This window comes from Microcoleus sp. (assembly GCF_041354475.1).
GTDB lineage: Bacteria > Cyanobacteriota > Cyanobacteriia > Cyanobacteriales > Microcoleaceae > Microcoleus.
The window spans coordinates 1-19,312 of record NZ_JBGJZU010000009.1 but is presented as its reverse complement, the minus strand read 5'-3'; the positions used below and the strand labels follow the sequence as shown (position 1 = coordinate 19,312).

17 protein-coding genes and 1 tRNA gene are annotated in these 19,312 nt (G+C 44.5%); 11 read left to right on the top strand and 7 right to left on the bottom strand.

Going from position 1 to position 19,312, the window contains the following annotated elements; all coding sequences use genetic code 11:
- Positions 1-98 precede the first annotated feature (98 nt).
- On the bottom strand, positions 99-1,286 hold the full coding sequence (locus tag ACBR23_RS05395; RefSeq protein ID WP_341740087.1) for a glycosyltransferase: 1,188 nt from the start codon (positions 1,284-1,286) through the stop codon (positions 99-101).
- Positions 1,287-1,700: 414 nt separating this feature from the next.
- Between ACBR23_RS05395 and ACBR23_RS05390 the strand changes: the two genes are divergently transcribed.
- Positions 1,701-1,970, top strand: coding sequence for a GlsB/YeaQ/YmgE family stress response membrane protein (locus tag ACBR23_RS05390; RefSeq protein WP_371115616.1), 270 nt, complete (start codon positions 1,701-1,703; stop codon positions 1,968-1,970).
- A gap of 135 nt (positions 1,971-2,105) precedes the next feature.
- Here ACBR23_RS05390 and sppA (ACBR23_RS05385) read toward each other — a convergent pair whose 3' ends face one another.
- The 3 genes from sppA (ACBR23_RS05385) to ACBR23_RS05375 form a co-directional block, all read right to left on the bottom strand.
- Positions 2,106-3,926 (bottom strand): signal peptide peptidase SppA, encoded by a 1,821-nt coding sequence (gene sppA, locus ACBR23_RS05385; protein WP_371118858.1) that lies wholly within the window; start codon positions 3,924-3,926, stop codon positions 2,106-2,108.
- Positions 3,927-4,438: 512 nt separating this feature from the next.
- Positions 4,439-5,488, bottom strand: coding sequence for a type 2 isopentenyl-diphosphate Delta-isomerase (gene fni / locus ACBR23_RS05380; protein WP_371118859.1), 1,050 nt, complete (start codon positions 5,486-5,488; stop codon positions 4,439-4,441).
- Between the two features lie 56 nt (positions 5,489-5,544).
- Positions 5,545-6,234, bottom strand: coding sequence for an SDR family oxidoreductase (locus ACBR23_RS05375; protein ID WP_371115613.1), 690 nt, complete (start codon positions 6,232-6,234; stop codon positions 5,545-5,547).
- 80 nt (positions 6,235-6,314) lie between these two features.
- Here ACBR23_RS05375 and ACBR23_RS05370 point away from each other — a divergent pair, with 80 nt between their 5' ends.
- A complete protein-coding gene (locus ACBR23_RS05370) occupies positions 6,315-7,427 on the top strand; it encodes an S-(hydroxymethyl)glutathione dehydrogenase/class III alcohol dehydrogenase (RefSeq protein WP_371118892.1) in 1,113 nt (370 codons plus the stop codon).
- A gap of 129 nt (positions 7,428-7,556) precedes the next feature.
- Positions 7,557-8,411 carry an S-formylglutathione hydrolase gene (gene fghA, locus ACBR23_RS05365; RefSeq protein ID WP_371118860.1) on the top strand — a complete coding sequence of 285 codons (855 nt, stop codon included), beginning with the start codon at positions 7,557-7,559 and terminating at the stop codon, positions 8,409-8,411.
- 587 nt (positions 8,412-8,998) lie between these two features.
- On the opposite strand, the gene ACBR23_RS05360 is transcribed toward fghA, so the two are convergent.
- Entirely contained in the window at positions 8,999-9,913 is a 915-nt protein-coding gene (locus tag ACBR23_RS05360) for a branched-chain amino acid transaminase (protein WP_371115611.1), read from the bottom strand.
- 173 nt (positions 9,914-10,086) lie between these two features.
- On the opposite strand from ACBR23_RS05360, the gene ACBR23_RS05355 reads away from it, so the two are divergent.
- From ACBR23_RS05355 to ACBR23_RS05340, 4 genes are all read left to right on the top strand, one after another.
- A complete protein-coding gene (locus ACBR23_RS05355; RefSeq protein WP_341739778.1) occupies positions 10,087-10,455 on the top strand; it encodes a Lin0512 family protein in 369 nt (122 codons plus the stop codon).
- Between the two features lie 198 nt (positions 10,456-10,653).
- On the top strand, positions 10,654-11,142 hold the full coding sequence (locus ACBR23_RS05350; RefSeq protein ID WP_341739779.1) for a YqhA family protein: 489 nt from the start codon (positions 10,654-10,656) through the stop codon (positions 11,140-11,142).
- A 30-nt stretch (positions 11,143-11,172) separates the two neighbouring features.
- Complete coding sequence (locus tag ACBR23_RS05345) at positions 11,173-12,384, top strand: AAA family ATPase (protein WP_371118861.1); 1,212 nt, start codon at positions 11,173-11,175, stop codon at positions 12,382-12,384.
- A gap of 1 nt (position 12,385) precedes the next feature.
- Positions 12,386-13,048 (top strand): phage tail protein, encoded by a 663-nt coding sequence (locus ACBR23_RS05340; RefSeq protein WP_371115609.1) that lies wholly within the window; start codon positions 12,386-12,388, stop codon positions 13,046-13,048.
- Positions 13,049-13,240: 192 nt separating this feature from the next.
- Here the strand turns inward: ACBR23_RS05340 and ACBR23_RS05335 are convergent, their stop codons facing one another.
- Positions 13,241-14,314: a DMT family transporter gene (locus ACBR23_RS05335; RefSeq protein WP_371115608.1), complete on the bottom strand. Its 1,074-nt coding sequence runs from the start codon at positions 14,312-14,314 to the stop codon at positions 13,241-13,243.
- A gap of 216 nt (positions 14,315-14,530) precedes the next feature.
- On the opposite strand from ACBR23_RS05335, the gene sppA (ACBR23_RS05330) reads away from it, so the two are divergent.
- Both sppA (ACBR23_RS05330) and aroH read left to right on the top strand, forming a co-directional pair.
- Positions 14,531-15,349: a signal peptide peptidase SppA gene (gene sppA / locus ACBR23_RS05330; protein WP_371115607.1), complete on the top strand. Its 819-nt coding sequence runs from the start codon at positions 14,531-14,533 to the stop codon at positions 15,347-15,349.
- 125 nt (positions 15,350-15,474) lie between these two features.
- Positions 15,475-15,882 carry a chorismate mutase gene (gene aroH / locus ACBR23_RS05325; RefSeq protein WP_371115606.1) on the top strand — a complete coding sequence of 136 codons (408 nt, stop codon included), beginning with the start codon at positions 15,475-15,477 and terminating at the stop codon, positions 15,880-15,882.
- A 109-nt stretch (positions 15,883-15,991) separates the two neighbouring features.
- Here the strand turns inward: aroH and crtR are convergent, their stop codons facing one another.
- Positions 15,992-16,882, bottom strand: a complete 891-nt coding sequence (gene crtR / locus ACBR23_RS05320; protein ID WP_371115657.1) for a beta-carotene hydroxylase — start codon at positions 16,880-16,882, stop codon at positions 15,992-15,994.
- Between the two features lie 397 nt (positions 16,883-17,279).
- On the opposite strand from crtR, the gene pyk reads away from it, so the two are divergent.
- Both pyk and ACBR23_RS05310 read left to right on the top strand, forming a co-directional pair.
- Complete coding sequence (pyk, locus tag ACBR23_RS05315) at positions 17,280-19,067, top strand: pyruvate kinase (protein ID WP_371115656.1); 1,788 nt, start codon at positions 17,280-17,282, stop codon at positions 19,065-19,067.
- A gap of 90 nt (positions 19,068-19,157) precedes the next feature.
- Positions 19,158-19,229, top strand: a tRNA-Thr gene (locus ACBR23_RS05310).
- The last annotated feature ends 83 nt before the right edge of the window (positions 19,230-19,312 follow it).

Genomic DNA, 19,312 nt, shown 5'->3' with positions numbered 1-19,312 from the left:
TGACTATTTTTATGAACAGGCAAGATGTCTGTTCCACGAATAGGGAATTTGATGGTGGGGTAGGCCGGAGAACCCGCCCGTAAAAGCCTTCAACTCAGTTAGATTAACCCCATCTCTTGCAGTCCCCGGCGCAGGCGTTCTGCTTCAAAAGGACGGCGCTGTTCGTGAAGGGCGATCGCCCTTTTGAATTCTGCTAAACTCTCAGGCATTTTACCAATTTTCAGCAGCGCTACTGCCAAATTTTGATGGGCTTCCGCGTGTTCTGGTTCGATTTTAATCGCTTGTCGATAATAGGCGATCGCATCTGTCAAATTCCCAGCGGCTTTCAGCGTTAGTCCTAAATTATAGTGACCAGTGGCAAAAGTGGGGTCAATTTTCAAAGCAGCTTTGTAAGCCATTTGGGCACTGGTCAAATCTCCCTCATCTTTGAGCAAATTTCCCAAATTATTGTAAGCACCCAACTTGATTGGTGGGAATACTTTGGTATTAATTGCTGCTTGATAGTGTTCCTTCGCTTTCACAAATTGCTGTTGGTGGCGGTAAGCAATTCCCAAATGATAGTTAAGTTCGTAAACAATAGAATCATCAATGGGAACAACCGTCAAGCCCTTAGTTAATAAATCAATTCCCCGCTGAATTTGTCCGCTTTCTACATATAAAGCGCCTAATTTACTACAAGCATAGGCATCGTTTGGATAATAGGTGATATATCTTTCCATTGCCACTTGAGCTTTTTGGAATTTGTTTTTAGTGGCGATCGCATCTTGTTGATAACCAGAGTGCAAAATCGCCACATCCGCCAGAGCACCTATTTTCCACTCCGGTTCCCTCTGCAAAATCTCAGCCACGCTGTCGTCTACCATGGCGTGATAAGGTCGAGAAAACCGGATATCGTGGCGATGGCGAAACAACCGCGACACCAGGGAATAGGGAGATTGAGAAGCACCGATTTCTTGACGGATCAGATTGATTACTAAAGTGCGATCGCTCTCAAGAGCCTGCTTCATTTGAGGTACAATCTCCGGTACCAGCACTTCATCGGCATCCAACACTAAAATCCAGTCACCCGTGGCGTACTTGAGACACTCATTGCGGGCGGCTGCGAAGTCATCGCCCCATTCAAAGTGATAGACTCGCGCCCCGAATTCTCGTGCAATTTCACAAGTGCGATCGCCCGAACCCGTATCCAGCACCACCATTTCGTCAACAACATCCTTAACGCTAGCCAAAGTCCGCAGTAGGGTTGCTTCTTCATTCTTTACAATCATGCACAAACTTAGATCCATCGGGCCCAATCTTTCCTATTTTTAAAGAATTATTGTAGTTTGATTGAGAAGTAAAAAATCAAAACCTCAAGCCAAAGTTGTCATTTTCCCTTCAGCATCCAGCCTATAGCAGTCCTTGCAGGAGTCGTAAAGTTTTTTACCCCACCCCAACCCTCCCCTTATTAAGGGGAGGGAGTAAGAAATTCACAAATGATTTAGGATTGCTATAGTTACTTTCTAGCTTTTACCTTTCTTCACTAAAAAGGTGGGGTTAACTCTTTTGACATACTCAACGACCTCAAAATTTTAACTATTCCTGATAAATCGTACCACTTGATGTTCTTCCCTACGGTAGAGACAACCAATCAATATCTGTTGTTATTCTAAGAACATAAGACAAGGCACAAAACAGTTTAGGATTCAGGAGAAAAAGAAATGGGCATTATTGCATGGATTGTTTTAGGACTCATTGCCGGCGCGATCGCTAAAGCTATTTATCCCGGACAACAAGGCGGCGGTTTCCTCGCTACAACAGGTTTAGGAATTTTGGGAGCGCTAGTGGGAGGTTATTTAGGTCAAGTCTTTCTGGGGACGAGCGGGGGAGCATCCTTCGGCGCATTAACACTACCTAGCGTTGCTTTTGCCGTCCTAGGTGCGATCGTTCTACTTTTCATCTGGGGTTTATTAACTCAACGTACCGTATAAAAAATCTTGTAAATTCCCAGTCAATAATTTTAACAATCCTCCAGGCAGAATACTGGAGGATTGTCAATTGAGTAAGAATTAATAGCAGTTGCCCTGGGGCTTGGGCGGTTGCTATATAACTCATCTCAATATCAATTAATCAATCCGAAAATTAAAAGGCAAGCGAACATAAACTCCCTGGGGATCGTTCATCGACTGCACCACGGCAAGTTCCTGCTGCATTTTATGCACTTCTGCCGTCAGCGGATCGAGTTTGACTGCGGCTTTGGTGGCGCGCACGCCGGACAGTTTCTCCAAAATGCGCTCCTCTAAACTGCGACGTTTTGGATATTCTTCCAATTGCCAATCATTCCCTAGTTTAGCTTGTTTGACGGCTTCTTTGACAGCATCTTCAAGACCCCCAATTCGATCGACTAAACCCAACTCCTTAGCGGCCGCACCAGACCAAACTCGGCCTTGAGCAATTTCCTGTACCTTTTCTTTGGGCAGTTTGCGAGAATCGGCGACTTTAGTAATAAATCGATCGTAAATGCGATCGACAACCCTCTGAATATTAGCCAGTTCTTGAGGATTTTTAGGGCGAGAAATCGTGTTAGTATCAGCAAAGCGGCCAGTTTTAACGACATCCCAAGTTACGCCGTTGTTGGTAGCTAATTTTTCGACGTTGGGTAACATTCCAAAAACGCCAATCGAACCAGTAATCGTATTGGATTCAGCAAAAATCTTGCTAGAACCCATAGAAATCCAATAGCCACCGGAAGCTGCTAAATTACCCATGGAAACGATCACGGGTTTTTTCTTAGCAGTGAGTACCACTTCCCTGCCGATGATTTCAGATGCCGTGACACTGCCTCCGGGACTGTTGACGCGCAAAACTACTGCTTTTACGTCGTTATCTTCTCGGATTTTACGCAATTCTTGAGCGATGCGATCGCCTCCTACTTGACTGACGCCCCCTTCGCCGTCTACAATTTCTCCTTCGGCATAAAGAATAGCCACTTGCTTGTTATTATCAGCGCGATTCGAGTTTTTATTTTCAGCAATTTTGGCGTAATTTTTCAGACTAATTTGTTTGAAAGATTTGTTTTCTCCATCGGTTCCGGTTAGTTTCTTAAGTTCGGTGACAATTTCGTCAAAGTATGCAACTTTATCAACTAACTTGCTTTTGAGAGCTTCCTCAGCCATCAACGTGCCACCATTATCTGCGATCGCCTGCAATTGCGGCACAGTCAATTTGCGATTTAGCCCCACAGTTGTCAGATATTCACCCCAAATATCTCCCAACAACTTTTGAGTTTGCTGGCGATTTTCGGGGCTCATCTTTTTCAGCAAAAATGGTTCGACTGCTGACTTATATTTGCCGACGCGAGTAACTTGCACTCCCACTCCATATTTTTCTAAAGCGCCGGCAAAAAACGTCGTCTGACTGCTAAAACCGTTGATTTCCACAGAACCAAAGGGATTGATAGCAATGGTATTGGCAACGGAACCAAGGTAATATTCTCGCTCGTTCCAATCCATTTCATAAGCAAAAATTGGTTTTTTAGCCTCTCGAAAACGCTGCAATGCCGATCGCACTTCTTTGAGATTAGCAAACCCACTGCCGCCGGAATCAGAATTACCTTCCAGATAAATACCAACTATTTTTGGATCTTTTTTCGCAGATGCGATCGCATCTAAAACAGTACGCAGCGTCACAGTATCTGAACCATCCTCAGAAAGCACTTCTTCAATGGCAGCCCCGGTACTGCGGCTGGGTTTGCTGTCAGTAATATTGAGAGAAAGATCTAATACTAATACAGACTTATCTTTAACTTGCGGCCCCGAATCTTTAGACGACGACGCAGCCATAGCAATTAGAATTACGAGTCCTCCCAATCCTATGCTACCGATCAACGCCAATCCTAGGAGGCTTCCCAGCAAACTTGCAAACGTATATTTTAGGAAATCTTTCATTTAATTAATTGGTAATTGGGCATGGGGAATTGGTAATTGGGCATAGGGAATTGGGCCTAGGGAATTGGTAGCAACCATTGGTGTCAACTTAAGCCTGAAAGCCTTGGTATCTCTCGTTCATAGCCAAGTCTAGATCCCCCTAAATCCCCACCCCCCCCAGCCCCCCCCCAAGGGGGGAAGGGGGACGAAAGATCGGACTCTTATCCCCCCCTTCTTAAGGGGGGCTAGGGGGGATCTAGATTTAATAGTCAAACAGCAGTCTGTGGCTACCTTTGACCTTAAGTTGACACCAATGGGTAGCAACTAACCACTAATATCAAATCCGGTAGCATCGGAATTATTAGTAGCCCAAATTAGGAGACGGCTTGGCCTTAGTCCCTACAATATTACTTTGGGTAGGGAGACGGCACTGCCTTGGACTCTATATCATAAGGAGTGCAACCGGATTTGATATAACTACAAACTACTAACTACTGTCAACTGTCAACTCCCAACTGCCAACTGACATCTTTTTATCTTAACCTTTCCAAAACTCCAGAATGTTTTAACTCATCAAGGTTAGCGCAGCCGGTACAGAACATCACTGTGGCAATCTCTGCAATTAAAACCTCAACCAAAAGCTCTAAGGCTGATTCCGATTCCGCTGCTGCTTGCAAAAACGCTCTCGCCAGCCCCGCCATATCTGCACCCAGGGCGATGGCCTTGGCTGCATCCAAACCATGCTGCAAGCCTCCAGAAGCAATCAAAGGAACATCAGGCGCTGCGGCGCGGGTACTGACAATGCACTCGGCTGTCGGTATTCCCCAGTCAGCAAAGGTTGTGCCCAATCGGCGTTGCTTACCATCACGGGCACGCTCTCCTTCTATTTTCGCCCAAGAAGTGCCTCCAGCTCCGGCAATGTCGATCGCACTCACCCCGGCTGCGAGCAATTTTGTTGCCATCTTTCCTGAAATGCCATTACCAACCTCTTTCGCAATTACAGGTACTGGCAATTTTTCGCACAATTTGGCAATCTGATCGAGGAGTCCTTTAAAGTTAGTATCACCTTCAGTTTGAACACACTCTTGCAGAGGATTGAGGTGCAAAATTAGAGCATCTGCTTCCAGAATATCCACAATTTTCTGACACTGTGCCAAACCGTAATTATAGTTTAATTGAACTGCGCCGATGTTAGCAAATAACAGAATATCAGGAGCGCGCCGGCGCACTGCAAAGGTATCGGCGAGTTGAGGATTTTCGACGGCGATGCGCTGGGAACCGACACCCATAGCAATTTTGTATTTTTGAGCGACATCTGCAAGGCGATAATTGATAGTCTGGGCTAATTCAGTGCCGCCAGTCATGGAGGAAATTAGCAGAGGTGCAGCTAATTTTTTTCCTAGAAATGTTGAGGTTAAATCGATTTCAGTGCGATCGAGTTCTGGCAAACAGCAGTGAGTAAAACGGTAGCGTTCAAATCCGCTAGTAGTTTCGCGGAATTGTACATCTTCTTCGATGCAGAGCCGGAGGTGGTCTGCTTTACGGGTTTCGATGGGCGAGGGCGGGGTTAGGGACAAGTTCACAGGGGAGTTCACAGGGGGAATTTTGGGGGTTAAACTATCATCTTAATTCTACTCTTTTATTGCGATCCAGGAACAGTCATTGACACGCCATTATCCGTCGGTTTAAACTTCAATAAAAAAGGCACAGCTTTTTGCGCCCAACCTTTGACTGTTGTGTAATTCCTAGCATCTTCTCCGAAACAAATTTCCAGCATATCCGTGTGAATTATCCCCGGATTTAAAGGGATCGCAGCCATCCCCCGTGGCAATTCTTGAGCTAAGGCTTTGGTCAGTCCTTCTATGGCCCATTTAGAAGCACAATAGGGAGCCACTTCCGGTGAAGTTGACCTGCCCCAACCAGAAGTGAAATTAACCACAATCCCGCTTTTTTGGGCAATCATGGCTGGAACAAAGTGGCGAATCACATTCGCAACACCTTTAATATTAACATCAATTACCTGGGAAAACTCTTCACTGCTGACATCCCACAGGGGAGCGAGATGATTGATGACACCTGCATTGTTAATCAGCAAATCGGGAGGGGAGTAATTTGTAAGTATTTCTGTTGCCCAGTTTTTCACTTGAGCATCCACTGCCACATCCAAACACTTAAAATTGTGAGGGGTGCTATATTTTTGTTGGAGTTTTTCCACTGCTTGGGGAGAACGGGCGCAGCCTAAAACAGTATGTCCTAGCTCAATAAACTTTTCAGTCATCGCCAAACCAAGGCCGCGACTTACTCCAGTAATTAAAATGATTTTTTTCATAAATTTGTGGAAATTGTTAAATTAAATAATACAATACATTGTGCATAATAGGTAATTGACAATTTTACAGACCGGAATAGATTATGAAAGTAAAAGCAGCCGTTGCTCGTAGCGCGGGGAAACCTTTAACCATTGAAATGGTCGATTTATCAGGTCCACAAGCCGGAGAAGTCCTGGTGGAAATTAAAGCCACGGGTCTGTGCCATACTGACGCTTATACTCTTTCTGGTGCCGATCCTGAAGGTTTGTTTCCGGCTATTTTGGGCCATGAGGGAGCTGGTATTGTCGCAGAAGTAGGAGCGGGAGTAACTAGCGTCAAAGTGGGCGATCGAGTAATTCCACTATATATTCCCGAATGTCGCAACTGCGAATATTGTTTGAACCCAAAAACTAATCTCTGTCAAGCAATTCGAGTGACTCAAGGACAAGGGGTGATGCCCAATGGCACCAGCAGGTTTTCCCTAGACGGGGAGAAAATTCATCATTACATGGGAACTTCCACCTTTGCCAATTATACAGTATTACCAGAAATTGCGGTAGCAAAAATTCGTGACGATGCTCCCTTTGACAAAGCTTGTTTAATTGGTTGCGGAGTAACAACAGGCATCGGCGCTGTCATCAACACCGCAAAAGTAGAACCAGGCTCTAATGTGGTAGTTTTCGGTTTAGGAGGGGTGGGTTTGAATATAATTCAAGCCGCTAGGATGGTAGGAGCTAATATGATTGTCGGCGTAGATCTCAATGGCGACAAACGAGCACTGGCTGAAAAATTCGGCATGACTCACTTTGTGAATCCCCGCGAAATCGAGGGAGATTTAGTTGCTTATTTAGTAGATTTAACCAAAGGGGGAGCTGACTACAGTTTTGAATGTATAGGTAATATCAATGTCATGCGTCAAGCCTTAGAATGCTGCCACAAAGGCTGGGGAGTGAGCGTCATTGTCGGCGTAGCAGGAGCTGGTCAAGAAATTAGTACCCGCCCATTTCAGTTAGTAACGGGCAGAGTGTGGAAAGGCACAGCTTTTGGCGGAGCCAAAGGCAGAACAGACGTGCCAAAAATAGTGGATTGGTACATGAACGGTAAAATTGATATTGATAGTTTAGTAACTAAGGTAATGCCAATCGAGCAAATCAATGAAGCCCTGGATTTAATGAAAAAAGGCGAAGTAATTCGTACAGTTTTAACATTTTAAAGGAAGTCAAGGAGGGCCGACACGCACCATCCACGGCCCCTACCAAGAATCAAACTTCTCAATTCTCTCTTCCTCTGCGCTCTCTGCGCCCTCTGTGGCAAAAAAGATCCATACTCAAATAAAATTAACATGATATCCCAATCGCTAAAACTTCACCAAGAACATAAAAGCTGCGGCGGAAAACTAGGCTATTATAGCCATCAATCCTCAGCCTGCAATAGCGAAATGAAATTCGCAGTTTACCAACCACCACAAGCCGAATATCAACCCGTACCAATTCTATATTTCCTCTCAGGATTAACCTGCACAGAAGAAAACTTTATGATAAAATCTGGAGCCCAACAATTTGCAGCAAAATATGGGTTAATGCTAGTAGTGCCGGATACTAGCCCGCGGTATACAGGTATTCCCGGCGAAGACGACAATTGGGATTTGGGAAGTGGTGCGGGTTTTTATATTGATGCCACAGCAGCACCTTGGAATTCTCACTATCGGATGTACAGTTATGTTGTCGATGAGTTACCTAAATTAATCGCTGAAAACTTTCCGGTACTAGCGGAAAAGCAGGGAATTTTCGGTCATTCTATGGGCGGACATGGGGCTTTAATTTGTGCGTTAAAAAATGGCGATCGCTATCTTTCAGTTTCTGCTTTTGCGCCTATTTGCGCGCCCATGCACACCCCTTTGGGACAAAAAATATTCAGCCACTACCTCGGTGACAATCGGGAGGATTGGCGGGCTTGGGATGCGAGTGAATTAGTGCTGAAAGCACCATATAACGGTTCAATTTTAATTGATTGTGGCACGGCAGATTCGTTTCTAGCTGAGGGGCAATTGTTGCCGGAAGTTTTTGCAGAAGCTTGTGCAAAAGCTGGACAGCAGTTAAATTTAAGAATGCAGGAAGGTTACGATCACAGCTATTATTTTGTGGCGAGTTTTATGGAGGATCATATTCAGCATCATGCTGCTGTTTTGTGCGGGTAGTTTGTAGCAGGAAGCAGCCGCCTGTTAACTGGTTTAACTGGTTCCTAGGCTCTGCCTGGGAACCGATGTCCAGAGGCTCTGCCTCGAATTAACTGGTTCCTAGGCTCTGCCTGGGAACCGATGTCCAGAGGCTCTGCCTCGAATGGCTGCCATCAAATTTGGAGGCAGAGCCTCCGGATCTACGTTACCAGGCCAGAGCCTGGTAACGAGTGAAGGCAGAGCCTCCGGATCTACGTTACCAGGCCAGAGCCTGGTAACGAGTGAAGGCAGAGCCTCCGGATCTACGTTACCAGGCCAGAGCCTGGTAACGAGTGAAGGCAGAGCCTCCGGATCTACGTTACCAGGCCAGAGCCTGGTAACGAGTGGAGGCAGAGCCTCCGGATCTGCGTTACCAGGCCAGAGCCTGGTAACGAGTGGAGGCAGAGCCTCCGGATCTGCGTTACCAGGCCAGAGCCTGGTAACGAGTGAAGGCAGAGCCTCCGGATCTGCGTTACCAGGCCAGAGCCTGGTAACGAGTGAAGGCAGAGCCTCCGGATCTGCGTTACCAGGCCAGAGCCTGGTAACGAGTGAAACGAGTGAATTATGGATTAATTTAGGGTAATCGGAAATACCCAGTCTTTGTACTTGCTATCGCGATTTTCGATGATTCCACTCAATTTTTCCAATATCTTTTCAGTGATTGGTCGCTCTTTTGGTAAATGATAGTTTTCGATGCGCTTAATTGGGGTAACTTTAGCTGCGGTGCCACACAGAAATATTTCATCAGCAATCAATAATTCTGATTTGTCAACTGGTCTTTCTATGACTTCAATTCCTAAGTCTCTGGCGATAGTTATTACGCTGTCTCTGGTGATTCCTTCGAGAATGTCTTGCTCGAAACCTGGTGTCACTAATTTACCGTTTCGGGCGACAAATATATTCATTCCTGAAGCTTCGCTGACTTTTCCCTGACTATTCATCATGATAGCTTCGTCAAACCCAGATTGTACTGCTTCTGTTTTGGCTAAGGCTGAGGTGATGTAAGCACCGCTAATTTTTCCTCTCAAGGGTAAACTGCGGTCTTCTTGGCGATACCATGAGCTAATTCTACAGTTTACTCCTTCCTTGGGCAAATAGTCGGAAAGTTCTAATCCGTAGACAAAAAAGTCTGTTTCTACGTTGTGGAGTCTGGGGGCAATTCCCAAACTTGATGTGTAGACAAATGGGCGGATATAAAAAGATTTGGTGGGCTGATTTTTTTTGACAAAATCAGTGATTATTGATTGTATTTTGTCGGCGGGCAAATCGCATTGCAGGAAGCTGGCACTTTGGCTTAATCTTTGACAGTGGCGGTCTAGTCTAAATAGTAAGATGCGATCGCCATTTTCGGGATCGGGAATTCCGCGCAAACCGCCCAAGACTCCGGTTCCGTAGTGCAGTGCGTGGGTGGCTATGGAGATTTTGGCGTCGGTAAATGGCAGGAATTGATTTTGAAAGTAGGCAATGGGGAGAAAACTATCCATGATTCAAGGTAGCGATGAGTTTTTCAGTCCGCGAGGAAAGGTGAATTTGGTTATATTACCATAAGTTATTATTTTGTTGTTTAAGGGAATTGTAAAACTTTAAAAAGTTATCTCCTTTTGGTTGATAATTGTTTTCGGAAAGATTTGGTTAAATTACAAATAAAGAGGTAGCTATGGGGCGTAAATGTTTTATCATTGAAATGGGGATGGGTATTGACCAGCACGGACAAGAACCGACGGTAGCGGCGGCTAGGGCGGTCCGAAATGCGATCGCCAATAATGCTTTACTCGGTGTCTGGGAAGTGGCGGGTTTGACCGATCCAAATCAAATGATTGTGGAGGTAAAGGTGGCGGTTCCTTACCCGGAACAAGTGCGAAGGGATGAGGTTTTGGCGGTATTGCCTTTTGGTGAAAAATCTCTGATTGTTGAGCAAGGTGGGATGGTGGTGGCTGGAAGGGCGATCGCCTCTCTGAATGATAAAAATGATGAAATGTTGATTGCAGTGGCTGCGGTGACTGTTTTTGTGGACACTCAGGACTGATTTGTGGTTATTTGAATCAATGGGCGATGTGCTAAGTGCGATCGCCAATCAATCTTTTAGCAAAATAATTACTTCTGTTAAAATGCTAGCTGGTGGAAAGCACAGGTTGGCGCGATCGACTGAACCCTGATATAGTAGAGAAACAGGTATGCCTGAGAGCGCTTTTTGCTCAAAACATTTCCAGGCTGGATATCAAGTATGCTTCATCGAATTCTTGCCAAAAGTCGCTATCTAATGTTAATCGCTGTGCTAGGTTCCTTCGCAGCCTCTGTCACTCTCTTGATCTACGGTGCCTTTGAAACTGCTAGCACGATAGTTTATGCTTTAACTTCAGGACCAGTATCGAGCGAGAACTCGAAAAAACTGGTTCTGTCTTTCATCGAAGTTGTAGATTTATTTCTCCTCGCCACAGTATTTTACATTACAGCACTCGGACTTTACGAGCTGTTTATTGACGAGCGCATCAAAGTACCAGACTGGCTGGAAATTCACACCATCGACGACCTGAAAAGCAAGCTCACCAGCGTGATTGTAGTGGTATTGAGTGTATTGTTTCTGTCTGAGGCGGTGAAGTGGAATGGGGTGACGAATATTCTGCCCTTTGGAGCTAGTATCGCTTTAGTAATCGCTTCCCTCACCTATTTTTTGAGTTCCCAGGTGAAGAAGCCGAAATCGGATCAATATTAGTCATTAATCCTAGGAGTAATGTAGAAAACTATGCTGAAAGAAGTTAGAATAAAAAATTACAAATCGATTGATAAGCTGAAACTGGAGTTAGGGCGAGTCACTATATTGATCGGTGAAAATGGTTGTGGCAAGAGTAATATATTAGAGGCGATCGCCCTAGCTTCTGCGGCGGCTGATGATAAACTGGATAACGAGTTTTTAGCATCTAGGGGCATTAGGGTTACAGAACCTCAATTTATGCGATCGGCTTTTGAAAAAGATAATCTTACTAAAGAAATTAAAATTGATTTAATAGGAAATGATCAACAACCATTTAGTTGTGTTTTAGAAAATGATAACTCTCCCTATTCTAAGTGGCTTAACAAAATCGATTTTTATAGTTTTATTGTTCCAGCGATAAACTTTATCAATGACAATAAAAATCATCTAGAAAATACTTTTAATATTCAGGAAGAATACGAGAACGATCCAAATAAATTGTCTATAGAACAAGCAAGCCAGGAATTAAAACTCAGAGAGTTAGTAAAAAGCGGAGATAAGATACTACAATCATTGCAAAGACATTCTAAAATGTTTGCTATACGTGAATTTATCATTTATTCTCCTGAAAACCAAGCATTACGAACTTTTGAAAAAGAAGGACAAATTCAACCATTAGGAATTAATGGAGAAGGCTTATTTAAACTTTTAAAAGTTTTGAATTCAGATGAAAACCAAGAGCCACTTAATGAAATCAAGAAAAAACTGCAATTGATAGATTGGTTTCAAGATTTTGAAGCGTCTCCAAATTTATCCAATATTCAAAATTCTCTCCAAATCAAAGATAGATACTTAGATCCAGATTTAGCTTACTTCGACCAACGCAGTTCTAATGAAGGCTTTTTATTTTTGCTTTTTTACTTTGCTTTATTTATTAGCGATATCACACCTAAATTTTTTGCAATTGATAACATTGATGCTTCCCTCAACCCTCGATTATGTCGCAGGTTAATCCAAGAATTAGTTGAATTAGCAAAAAAACACGACAAACAAGTTATATTTACAACCCACAACCCGGCAGTTTTGGATGGCTTAGATTTAGATGATGACGAACAGCGGCTGTTTGTGATCTATCGCAGCCAATTAGGGCATACTAAAGCAATACGCATTCTGAAACCTGAACCTTTGGAGGGACAAGAACCTGTATCATTATCAGAGGCATTTTTGAGAGGCTATATCGGCGGACTTCCTGAAAATTTTTAATATGATTAAGTTTGGATTGATTACAGAAGGACATACCGATCAGATTGTTATTAAGAGTATTTTAGCTGGATATTTCAACAGATCAGATCTAGTTATTAGACCACTGCAACCAGAAATAGATAAAGACAAAAACTCTGGTGGTTGGACTCTAGTTTTTGATTATTGCAGATCAAAAAAATTTCAAGAATCATTTCAATCTAATGACTATATCATTATTCAAATAGATACTGATGTTTCAGAAGATTATAATATCGCTCATCAAGATGAAAATGGCGAATTTACTCCTCAGCAGTTGATTCAAAAAGTTATTGAGAAATTCAGAGATGCGATTGGTGAGGATTTTTACAACACAAATCAACAGAAAATCCTGTTTGCAATCTCTGTACATTCTCTTGAGTGTTGGTTGCTCCCACTGTATTATACAGATAAGAAGAAAGCAAAATTCAAAAACTGTCTCAAGACTTTAAATGATGAGCTTTCCAAGAAACACAGGTTTACAATTGACAAGAATGCTAAAAATCCTGATTATTATCGAGAAATATCAAAACAATACGGGAAGTATAAAGTTTTGATGCAGCATTATCAAGATAATCCTAGTTTAAAAACTTTTATAGAAGAGATTGAGAGTAGAAATATTCAAATTGTTGAAGAGGATGACTGGTAACTATCCAGATTTTTATGTCCTTCCTATAATAGAGACAAAGCTTAGGAGATTAGTATGCAAGCATACAAACTTAGAGGTAAAAATGATTCAAGACTTAACAAATTATCCCCATAGCATTTTTCAATTCTCTGAAATACAGGACACGCCACTGCCGTTTCCCTACCTGAGAACGGATATAAATTTCCCAAATACCTAAACTTCCGACTCCAATTCCCTAACCCGCAACTGCACCGGCAACTCTACAGGATTCAATTCAGATGACTCCAATAAACCTGTAGCTTCTTCCTCAGCATTTGGTTCGCCATCGCGCACTTTTCGCCATTTATCAGCCAAAGTATCCCGCTGATTGATTAAATAAATGCTCACTAAAGTTAACCCAACTCCCATCGATTGCAGCGGATTTAGCACTTCGCCTAAAAACAAATTGCCGAACAGTAAGGCAAAAACTGGGGTAAGAAAGGTAAGAGAACTTAAACTGGTGAGACTGCCACTTGAAGCAAAATAAAAGAACAAACCGTAGGCGATCGCACTTCCGAACACAGTAGAATAACTTAAGGCCATCCAGCCGGAAAAATCGATATTGACAAATTGCTCAGATTCAGTTGCAGCCGAAACTGCCAACAACGGCAAACCACCCAAAATCATGTGCCAACCAGTCGCCACCACCGGGTCAACATAACGACAAACCCAGCGCACCAAAACTGTTCCCACAGCCATCGACAATGCCGCCAACAGCATCAGCCATTCTCCACCCTCAAACAACTGTGCGATATCAGCAGAAACCTCGACATTTTTAGGATGAAACAGTCCCAAAATCCAGCTATCCGGCAACCCAATTAAACTAATCCCAATCACGCCAATAACTAATCCCAGCCAGCCCCAAAAACCAATTTTTTCTTGAAACAGCCACAAACACAATATCGCCACAGCTAGTGGCTGAGAGTCAATCATCACCGAACCTAAACCCGCACCGGTTCTGGCCAAACCTTCTGCTAAAAAGCCTTGAAACAAAGTACCGTCAACTAAGGCAAATAACGAAATCCACAGCCAAGCTTTCCAGCCCTGGGGCTGTGATTTTCCCATAAATGCGGCGGCTAGGAGCACCAACACGCCAGCCGGCATCAAACGCACGACAGCCACAAACAGCGGAGTCGTGTGGGGCATGACTCCTTTCATAGCTACCATGGCGGTTCCCCACAGGAAAAACGGCGCAATTAGTAACAGCGGCGCGAAAGGCAGTTTGGAATCGGTAATTTTTAGCTGCATGGCGGAGGGCTCCTGATAATTGATGAGACTGACTCTCGTGGGGATGATGTAGTTTTGTTAAGCAATTTTTACAATTATATATTGATGTTGGATGAAGTGCGATCGGACTCTGTGGGGGTAGGGGGGTAACTTCTTCGTTGTTCCTGCTTCGTTCTTCCTTCGGATAAGGCACACTATAAGTTAGCTACACAATTTCACATTGCGCGAAAACTGCCCATGATTTGGCCATTCAAGCCTCGCTACCGTAAACAAATCGCTCACATCGAAATCACTGGCGCCATTGCTGGAGAAACCCGCAAACGAGTTTTAGAAGCCCTCAAAACCGTTGAAGAACGCAAATTTCCCGCTTTGCTGCTACGGATAGACTCTCCTGGTGGCACTGTGGGCGATTCCCAGGAAATTTACAGCGCCCTGAAGCGTTTGGGGGAAAAAGTCAAAATAGTTGCCAGTTTTGGCAATATTTCGGCTTCTGGGGGAGTTTACATCGGTATGGGTGCCGAATATATCGTGGCTAATCCAGGTACGATTACCGGTAGCATTGGTGTAATTATCCGGGGTAATAATCTAGAACGGCTATTGGAAAAGGTCGGTGTTTCTTTTAAGGTCATCAAATCTGGGCCATATAAAGATATTTTGTCATTCGATCGCGAATTAACTCCACCAGAACAGCAAATTTTGCAAGATTTGATCGACACCAGCTATCAGCAATTCATAGAAACAGTGGCCTTCGCCCGGAAACTGCCTATTGAACAAGTTAAAAGTTTTGCCGATGGTCGTGTTTTCACGGGCCAGCAAGCCTTAGAGTTGGGTTTGGTGGATAGATTGGGTACTCAAGAGGATGCCCGTCGCCATACAGCCGAACTGGCGGGACTTGACCCGGAAAAAACTGAGTTGTGCACTCTGGAAAAACCAAAACCTTTCCTAAATCGCGTCTTGGGGAGTAGTCTGGATACATCGGGGCTTTCAGCTTACAAAAGTTGGCTGGAATTCGAGCTGTCTGCTAGTGGTTTGCCACTGTGGCTGTATCGCCCGTGATTAAATAAATTAGTCAGTTGGCAGTTGGCAGTTGAAAGTTGTTGGTAATTGCTAACAAATAACAACTAACAACTAACAACTGCCAACTCTCAACTCTCAACTAGCAACAGACTAATAACAAAAAAATGGAGAATATTTGCGTGGAATGGCAAGTGCGGGCGATTCGCGGGGCAACTACTGCCAGCGACAATTCGGTAGAAGCAATTCGAGATGCGGTGAGAGAATTATTAGATGAATTAGAAGCAAGAAATGATTTAGAGCCTGAATTAATTATTAGTGCTACGTTTTCTGTCACTCGCGATTTAGATGCTGTGTTTCCTGCCGCGATCGCCCGCGAACGTCCCCGTTGGTGTAATGTTCCCTTATTGGATGTGCAGCAGATGTATGTCAAGGGTGCTTTGGAACGTTGCATCCGGTTTTTAATTCACGTCAATTGGCCAGCACATACCGAAATTTATCATCCTTATTTGCGGGGAGCTCAAAATTTGCGGCCGGATTGGAATTTAGCAGTGGCGGTGGCTGGGGAGAAATAATAAATTTTTGGCTTAGAGAAGCGATCGCATTCTGGTTGATTTTTTTTATACAAGACTTACGGACGCTTCTACCTAAAAAACCCGGCTTCTTGGAGAAACCGGGTTTTTGTCAATCAGACGCTTTCTTGTGATGCAACCTAATCCCTAAAAAGATGTCATATATAAAACTCCAAAAGTCCTTTTTCCCTTCTAATATTCCCAAGCTTTGAGGAGAACCTTTTTCATCTAATAGCGGCTTGACAGCTTCATAGGCTGGCTTGTAGTTGTACCAAGGAATTGAAGGCCACAGGTGATGAATCAGGTGATAATTCTGACCCAAAATTAAGATATTTAGAATTGGACTAGGATATACTCTGGCATTTTTCCAGCGATCGCGCTCGTGAAATGGACGGTGTGGCAAATAATCAAAAAATAACCCCAAGGCTAACCCCACCACTAAAGCAGGAGAAAACCAAAAATTCAGCACGTAACCTAAATGGTCGTATTGAATGGAGATATACACCACTCCGATCACAAATAAACGGCTGAAAAACCATTCCCAAAGTTCGTTTTTTCGCCACAGTTTGCGCTTAAAGAAGAAAATCTCGTGGTAAAAAAACCTCGCAGCAATTAACCACAGAGGCCCGCCGGTGGAAACATAATGGTCTGGATCGTTATCTGGATCGTTAACGTGAGCGTGATGCTGCATATGTACCCGTGTAAACACGGGAAAAGCAAAACCCAACATCAGGGCGCTACCGTGTCCCAAAATAGCGTTAATGGTGCGATCGCGGTGCGCTGCATTATGAGACGCATCGTGAATCACTGTTCCAGCCATGTGCAAAGCCAGAACATTCAGGAAAAAACAGCACCATTGGGGCCATTCCCCATACCAGAAACCCCAGTATGAAATCACGATAATCGCTAATGCACTCAAAAATAGCAACAGCGTCGGATTGAAGTCACCTGGAGGACTCAGAAACTCTTTCGGCACTGTCAGTGGCCGTCCTGCCTCCGACATTTTTGTTAGCACTCCTTAATATTTCACACTTGCGTAGTATAAGATACAAGGCTGCCAATAGTAAAGTTTTGTGAAATAAGTGTATCTAATCTCGATCGCCCGTCCTGTACACAAAATCCCAGTCACACAAAGCTGTAGGCAAACTACAAAAAATAAATGGGTATATTTGTATATTTGTCAAGTAGTAGACGAAAATTATTGGAAAACTGTTGCGATCGAAAAGAAAAGATTACCGATGGGTAAAAAGTCAGATATTCTATATATTGGTCAATACCTGCGGTCTAAACGATCGAAAAATTTTTAAGAATTAAGACAACTAGCGTCATTGCTTGTACTGAAAGATGAAACGTTAGCCGAAAATTACACAATAAATCCTCCAGCCACCCCATCTCAATTCATGCAACTGCCAAAAGCCTTACGCCGGACTAAAATCGTCGCCACCATTGGCCCCGCCACCTCTGATCCACAAGTGCTGCGGAACCTCATAGAAGCAGGTGCGACAACTTTGCGACTCAACTTTTCTCACGGCTCAGAAGAAGACCACCAACGGAGCATTCGCTTAATCCGGCAAACATCCTTTGAACTAAATCAGCCGGTGGCAATCCTGCAAGACCTCCAAGGCCCGAAAATTCGCTTAGGTCGCTTTGAAAAAGGGTCGATTGTGGTCAAAAATGGCGATCCGTTCATTTTAACCAGCCGCCCAGTTCCAGGCACTGAGATGATTTCCTCAGTCACCTATGAACCTCTAGCAGACGAAGTGACCGAGGGAGCGATGATTCTGCTAGATGACGGGAAAGTGGAAATGCGCGTGGAAAAAGTAGACCGGGTGTCGCGGGAATTGTACTGTCGCGTTGTTGTCGGCGGACCGCTTTCCAACAACAAAGGCGTGAATTTTCCGGGAGTGTACCTGTCAATTAAAGCGCTGACCGATAAAGACCGCAAAGATTTAATGTTCGGACTCGACCAAGGTGTCGATTGGGTAGCTCTGAGCTTTGTGCGGAATCCCCAGGATATGCTGGAAATTAAAGAGCTGATTGCCAGTGCCGGTAAGCAAGTACCTGTTATTGCTAAGATCGAAAAGCACGAGGCGATCGAACAAATGGAGGCTATTCTGGCCCTGTGTAACGGAGTGATGGTTGCCCGCGGGGACTTGGGAGTAGAACTGCCGGCAGAAGACGTGCCGATTTTGCAAAAGCGACTGATTGCTACTTCTAACCGCATGGGAATTCCGGTGATTACCGCTACCCAGATGCTCGATAGTATGCTTCACAATCCTCGTCCCACCCGCGCGGAAATTTCCGACGTGGCCAACGCGATTCTCGATGGGACTGATGCGGTGATGCTCTCGAACGAAACCGCCGTGGGGGACTTCCCGGTAGAAGCAGTGGCGACTATGGCAAGAATTGCGGTGCGGATCGAGAGAGAAGGAATTAGGGGCAATATTAGGAATGTAGAAGATATTGGTCGATCGATCCCCAACGGCATCAGTCAAGCTGTCAGCCAAATTTCCGAACAATTGAATGCAGCAGCGATTATGACGCTGACAAAAACCGGTGCTACAGCCCGAAATGTGTCGAAGTTCCGACCAAAAACTCCGATTTTGGCAGTTACTCCCCACGTAGACGTGGCGAGACAACTGCAACTGGTGTGGGGAGTAAAACCGCTGCTGGTGCTAGATTTGCCCTCGACCGGTCAGACATTTCAATCTGCAATCAATGTCGCCCAGGAAAAAGAGTTACTGTCCGACGGAGACTTGGTAGTGATGACTGCCGGTACTCTGCAAGGGGTAGCGGGTTCAACGGATTTGATCAAAGTTGAGGTAGTGACAGCGGTTTTGGGTAAGGGAACTGGTGTGGGGCTAGGCTCAGTCAGCGGTATGGCCAGGGTAGCTCACACTGCTGCGGATGTGGCGAATTTCCACCCAGGAGACATTTTGGTAGTCAACCACACTAGCGCTGAGTTTGTGGAGATGATTCGGAAAGCAGCAGGTGTGGTGACGGAGGAAGAAAGTTTGACTTCTCACGCGGCGATTATTGGTTTGCGTTTGGGCGTACCGGTGATGGTGGGCGTGAAGAATGCCACCCAGGTGATTCGGGACGGCACTATGCTGACGCTGGATATGCAGCGGGGTTTAGTTTATTCCGGTGCTAGAGGTGGCGGGACTGACGGCGAACTGGATGTTTGATGGCAGTTCTGAGTGATGAGTTGTAGGGTTTGAATTCTACAACTCATTGCTTTTTGTCTGGCGGTTGTGCTAAGGTTATTAATTGTCTGTGCCGATGTAGCTCAGGGGTAGAGTATTCGATTCGTAATCGAACGGTCGCGGGTTCAAATCCCGCCATCGGCTCTGGGTTTGGACGATTTTCGGTGATGGGCGATCGCGGTTTTGTCTCAAAACTGTCTCAAAAACGCAGCAAAATCGCCCCGAAA

Excerpts from the sequence above, each read along its gene's own strand:
- fghA (WP_371118860.1), top strand. The coding sequence starts at position 7,557 with ATGATATCCCAATCGCTAAAACTTCACCAAGAACATAAAAGCTGCGGC.
- crtR (WP_371115657.1), bottom strand. The coding sequence starts at position 16,882 with ATGTCGGAGGCAGGACGGCCACTGACAGTGCCGAAAGAGTTTCTGAGT.
- ACBR23_RS05390 (WP_371115616.1), top strand. The coding sequence starts at position 1,701 with ATGGGCATTATTGCATGGATTGTTTTAGGACTCATTGCCGGCGCGATC.
- ACBR23_RS05375 (WP_371115613.1), bottom strand. The coding sequence starts at position 6,234 with ATGAAAAAAATCATTTTAATTACTGGAGTAAGTCGCGGCCTTGGTTTG.
- ACBR23_RS05345 (WP_371118861.1), top strand. The coding sequence starts at position 11,173 with ATGCTGAAAGAAGTTAGAATAAAAAATTACAAATCGATTGATAAGCTG.
- ACBR23_RS05350 (WP_341739779.1), top strand. The coding sequence starts at position 10,654 with ATGCTTCATCGAATTCTTGCCAAAAGTCGCTATCTAATGTTAATCGCT.
- ACBR23_RS05395 (WP_341740087.1), bottom strand. The coding sequence starts at position 1,286 with ATGGATCTAAGTTTGTGCATGATTGTAAAGAATGAAGAAGCAACCCTA.
- sppA (WP_371115607.1), top strand. The coding sequence starts at position 14,531 with ATGATTTGGCCATTCAAGCCTCGCTACCGTAAACAAATCGCTCACATC.
- ACBR23_RS05355 (WP_341739778.1), top strand. The coding sequence starts at position 10,087 with ATGGGGCGTAAATGTTTTATCATTGAAATGGGGATGGGTATTGACCAG.
- ACBR23_RS05360 (WP_371115611.1), bottom strand. The coding sequence starts at position 9,913 with ATGGATAGTTTTCTCCCCATTGCCTACTTTCAAAATCAATTCCTGCCA.
- sppA (WP_371118858.1), bottom strand. The coding sequence starts at position 3,926 with ATGAAAGATTTCCTAAAATATACGTTTGCAAGTTTGCTGGGAAGCCTC.
- ACBR23_RS05335 (WP_371115608.1), bottom strand. The coding sequence starts at position 14,314 with ATGCAGCTAAAAATTACCGATTCCAAACTGCCTTTCGCGCCGCTGTTA.
- aroH (WP_371115606.1), top strand. The coding sequence starts at position 15,475 with ATGGAGAATATTTGCGTGGAATGGCAAGTGCGGGCGATTCGCGGGGCA.
- ACBR23_RS05340 (WP_371115609.1), top strand. The coding sequence starts at position 12,386 with ATGATTAAGTTTGGATTGATTACAGAAGGACATACCGATCAGATTGTT.
- pyk (WP_371115656.1), top strand. The coding sequence starts at position 17,280 with ATGCAACTGCCAAAAGCCTTACGCCGGACTAAAATCGTCGCCACCATT.